Consider the following 4,272-nt stretch of genomic DNA (forward strand, 5'->3'; position numbering starts at 1 on the left):
GGCGGGCGGATCAGCCCAGCGTGTCGGCGGCGGTCGGCGAGCTGTCCCGCAGGAAGGTCATGCAGCGCTCGTACTCGTCCTGCTCGCCGATCCCCTGTGCGGCGCGGGCCAGCGCGTGCAGGGCGCGCAGGAAGCCGCGGTTCGGCTCGTGCTCGAACGGCACGGGGCCGTGGCCCCGCCACCCGGCCCTGCGCAGCGCGTCCAGGCCGCGGTGGTAGCCGGTCCGCGCGTAGGCGTAGGACTCCACCACCCGGCCGCCTTCGAACGCGTCGTCGGCCAGTTGCGCCCAGGCGAGCGAGGAGGACGGGTACTTCGCCGCCACCTCGGCGGGCGCGGCACCGGAGGCGAGCAGTTCGCGCGGCTCCGGGTCGTCGGGCAGGTGGGTGGGGGCGGGACCCCCGAGCAGGTTCTCGTGATTGGCCATGGGTTCCAGTCTGCCCGAGCGGACAGGCGGAAGGCCCCCGGCAGTTGCCAGGGGCCTCCTTTTCACTTGGTTCTCGCCGCGCTCTGGGCGCCGAACAGGGCGCGCCGGAGCGCTACTTGCGGCGGTTGCCCGCCGAGCGCAGGTCCTGGGCGGCGACGACGACGCGCGCGGCCATCCCGGCCTCGGCGGCCTTGCCCCACACCCGCGGGTCGTACGCCTTCTTGTTGCCGACCTCGCCGTCGACCTTCAGCACACCGTCGTAGTTGCTGAACATGTGGCCGGCGACGGGGCGGGTGAACGCGTACTGGAGGTCGGTGTCGATGTTCATCTTGACCACGCCGTTCTCCAGCGCCTCGTTGATCTCGTCGGTCGTCGAGCCGGAGCCGCCGTGGAAGACGAAGTCGAACGCGTTGGCCTTGCCGTACTTCTGGGCCACCGCGTCCTGGAGCTCGCGGAGGATGCCCGGGCGCAGCACCACGTTGCCCGGCTTGTAGACGCCGTGCACGTTGCCGAAGGAGGCGGCCAGCAGGTAGCGGCCGTTCTCGCCGAGGCCGACGGCCTCCACGGTACGGAAGGCGTCGTCGACGGTGGTGTAGAGGGAGTCGTTGATCTCGTGGGAGATGCCGTCCTCTTCACCGCCGGTCGGGGTGATCTCCATCTCCAGGATGATCTTCGCCTTGACCGCCTCGGCCAGCAGTTCCTTGGCGATGGCAAGGTTGTCGTCCAACGTCTCGGCTGAGCCGTCCCACATGTGGGACTGGAAGAGCGGGTTGCGGCCGGCGGCCACGCGCTCCTGGGAGATCTTCAGCAGCGGGCGGACGTATCCGTCGAGCTTGTCCTTCGGGCAGTGGTCGGTGTGCAGCGCGACCGTGACCGGGTACTTCTCGGCGACGATGTGCGCGAACTCCGCGAGCGCGACCGCACCGGTCACCATGTCCTTGCTGTACTGACCGCCCAGGAACTCCGCGCCACCCGTGGAGATCTGGATGATGCCGTCGCTCTCCGCCTCGGCGAGGCCGCGCAGGGCCGCGTGCAAGGTCTGCGACGACGTGACGTTGATGGCCGGGTAGGCGAAGTTGCCGGCCTTCGCCCGGTCGAGCATCTCGCCGTAGACCTCGGGGGTTGCGATGGGCATCGTTTCCGCTCCTCATGACTGTGCGGGTGGTACTGCTGGCGTGCGTGGCGACGTCATCGTCGCCCTTATCTTCCCAGACTCGAACGAATACACCACCTTGCCTCGCGCCGGGCCCGTGGTGGGCCGCCCGCGGACATGCGAAGGCTCCTGGGATGTTTCACGTGAAACATCCCAGGAGCCATGAAGCGCAGGTCAGAACTGGCGCTCAGGACAGGTCGAGGTCCTTGAGCGAGTAGGCCGCCAGGTACGGCAGGCCCGCCTCGGCCACCTTCGGGGCGGCGCCCCGGTCGACGATCACCGCGACGGCCACGACCTCGCCGCCGGCCTCGCGGACCGCCTCGACGGCGGTCAGCGGCGAACCGCCGGTGGTGGAGGTGTCCTCCACCACCAGCACCCGGCGGCCCTTGACCTCGGTGCCCTCGATCCGGCGCTGGAGGCCGTGGGTCTTGGTGGCCTTGCGCACCACGAACGCGTCCAGCCGCCGGCCGCGGGCGGCCGCTGCGTGCAGCATCGACGTGGCCACCGGGTCGGCGCCCAGGGTGAGCCCGCCCACCGCGTCGAACTCCAGATCCGCGGTGAGGTCGAGCATCACCTGGCCGGCGAGCGGCGCGGCCTGGCCGTCCAGGGTGATCCGGCGCAGGTCGATGTAGAAGTCGGCTTCGAGGCCCGAGGAGAGGGTCACCTTGCCGTGCACGACGGCCTTGTCCTTGATCTGCCGCAGGAGGGCGGTGCGTACGTCGCTCATATGGATGAGATTAGCCGAGCGGCGGACACGGGTATGTCCCGAGTAGAAGGGCGGAAGCGGGTTCCGGAAGCCCGGGCGAGCCGCCGGTCCAGTCGCCGGGCCGACTCTCCAACCGGCCGGTCCCCCGGTCCCCTCAACCGACCTTCTGCCAACTCCACACCGTGCTGATCTCCAGCGGGTCGATCGGGGTGACCAGGCGGGGCCGCGTGTTCAGGCCGTTGGGCGGGCCCGACTGCGGCTCCACGCACACCGCTTCGGGCTGCTCCGTGTAGACGACGACCCACTCGCTCGGGCTGCTGACCCGCACCGTCATCTCCCCGGGCCAGTTCAGGGTGACGTCCACGCCGTCCGGCATCCCGAAACAGTCGTCCCACGGTCCGGGCTTGGGGTCGATGCGGTTGCCGTTGGGCAGGTGGTTGTCGCCGCGTTCTTCCTGCCACGCGGCGCTGAAGGCCAGTTCGACGTCCTGACCGCCCTGGCCGAGGTTGCGCAGCCACCACGGGTGCCAGCCGGCCTGCGCCGGGAAGGAGTCGCCGCGTGCCTCCACGCTCAGCGACAGCTTCACGGAGTGCGGGGCGAGTTCGATGGTGTGGGTGACCCGGCCCGGATACGGCCACGGGTCGGCAAGGTCGTAGTAGTAGGCCGCGGTGGTCTGCGTCGCCGGGGACGCCTCGTGCCAGGCCGAGTGCCGTCCCGTGCCGTGGATCGCGTGCGGCGGTGCGTCGATGGGGAGTTGGTGGGTCACCCCGCCGTTGCGGAACACGCCGTTCTCGGTGCGGCCGCACCACGGCACCATCAGGAAGGCGCCGAATTTCTCGCCCTGGCGCAGGAGTTCGGTCCCGCCGACCGTCAGCGAGGCGATCCGGCAACCGTGCTCGGGCTGCAAGGTCAGTTCGGCGTCGCCCGCCGTCAGTTTCGTTTCAGTCTCCACGGAAACGAGCGTAGCGGCCGTGATGCCGTCGGCTCACGCACGCTCGCCCAGGCCCGCCGTCGGATCACCCCGTATCACCTGCGGCGGCGCAGCACCCTGCCCACCACGACCGCCGACGCCAGCAGCGCCGCAGCCGCCGGCGCCGCCCACCGCAGCGTCGCCGCCGAAGTGGCGTCCGGCGCAGGCACCGGTGCGTACCGGCCGCGCGGCGGCGCGTGGTCGACCTCCTCCGCGCTGCGCCCGATCATCGTCCGCCGGGCGTGCGCGGCCTCGGCGGGCGGCACGAGGTCGTCCAGGGCGGCAGCGCTCTCCGGGACGTCCACCTCGACCTCGACGAGTTCGAACTCCGTCAGTTCGGGGCTCGGATCGCCGAGGTCGTCCACGACGTCGGGCTCTTCGGAGGCGGAGTCGTCGGAAGCGGGGTCCTCGGAGGCGGAGTCGTCGGAGGCGGATTCCTGGGAAGCGGGGTCCTCGGGGGCAGATTCTTCGGGGGCCAGGTCGCCGGGCGCGGCGTCACCGGTGGTGCGGTCCTCGGGGGTCCGGTCCTCGGCGGCGGGCTCGGGGCCTTCCGGGGTGGCCGTTGCGGCCGGGTAGGTGGGCGGGGCCTGCTCGGCGATGCCCGTGGAGAAACGGTCCAGCAGGCGCACCACCGCGGCTTCCACCACCGCCGGGTCGTACGACGCGAGGCGGCCGGTCGCGGTCGCCTCGCCGCGGTATTCCACGGTCGTGCCCGGTTGTGGCAGTTCGGTGTCCGTCACCGTGATCCGTACGCCGACCTCGACCACGCCGTCGCCGCGCACCTCCGTGCCTCGGGCCTCCAGCGTAAACGGCGAGGCGTCGCCCTTCACGGTGACGGAGCCGCGATACGTGATGGTCGAGCCCGCGATGCGCAGCCGCAGCCTCCCGCGCACCACGCGCTCGCTCTCCGCCGTGTCCGGGTCCGGCTGCCATCCCGGCAGCGCGGACGCCACGGCGCCCGGGGTACGGAACGTCTCCGCCACCCGGGCGGACGGGGTCGGGACGAAAGACTCGTGCTC

The 4,272-nt window shown here is 71.4% G+C and carries 5 protein-coding genes; all 5 read right to left on the minus strand.

Features of this window, described 5'->3' with window-relative positions; genetic code table 11:
• Positions 1-10 precede the first annotated feature (10 nt).
• On the minus strand, positions 11-424 hold the full coding sequence (locus AC13HU_RS33260) for a DUF3151 domain-containing protein (protein WP_483045708.1): 414 nt from the start codon (positions 422-424) through the stop codon (positions 11-13).
• Between the two features lie 112 nt (positions 425-536).
• The gene (gene fbaA, locus AC13HU_RS33265) at positions 537-1,559 is read right to left on the minus strand and encodes a class II fructose-bisphosphate aldolase (protein WP_329366379.1); all 1,023 of its coding nucleotides are present in this window, start codon (positions 1,557-1,559) and stop codon (positions 537-539) included.
• 205 nt (positions 1,560-1,764) lie between these two features.
• Positions 1,765-2,304, minus strand: coding sequence for an orotate phosphoribosyltransferase (gene pyrE, locus AC13HU_RS33270; protein ID WP_483045709.1), 540 nt, complete (start codon positions 2,302-2,304; stop codon positions 1,765-1,767).
• A 133-nt stretch (positions 2,305-2,437) separates the two neighbouring features.
• Entirely contained in the window at positions 2,438-3,235 is a 798-nt protein-coding gene (locus AC13HU_RS33275) for an aldose epimerase family protein (RefSeq protein ID WP_483045710.1), read from the minus strand.
• 74 nt (positions 3,236-3,309) lie between these two features.
• Positions 3,310-4,272, minus strand: a 963-nt coding sequence (locus AC13HU_RS33280; RefSeq protein ID WP_483045711.1) for an SRPBCC domain-containing protein, incomplete at its 5' end; no start/stop codon positions are given.

Source organism: Streptomyces sp. NH27, from assembly GCF_056859195.1.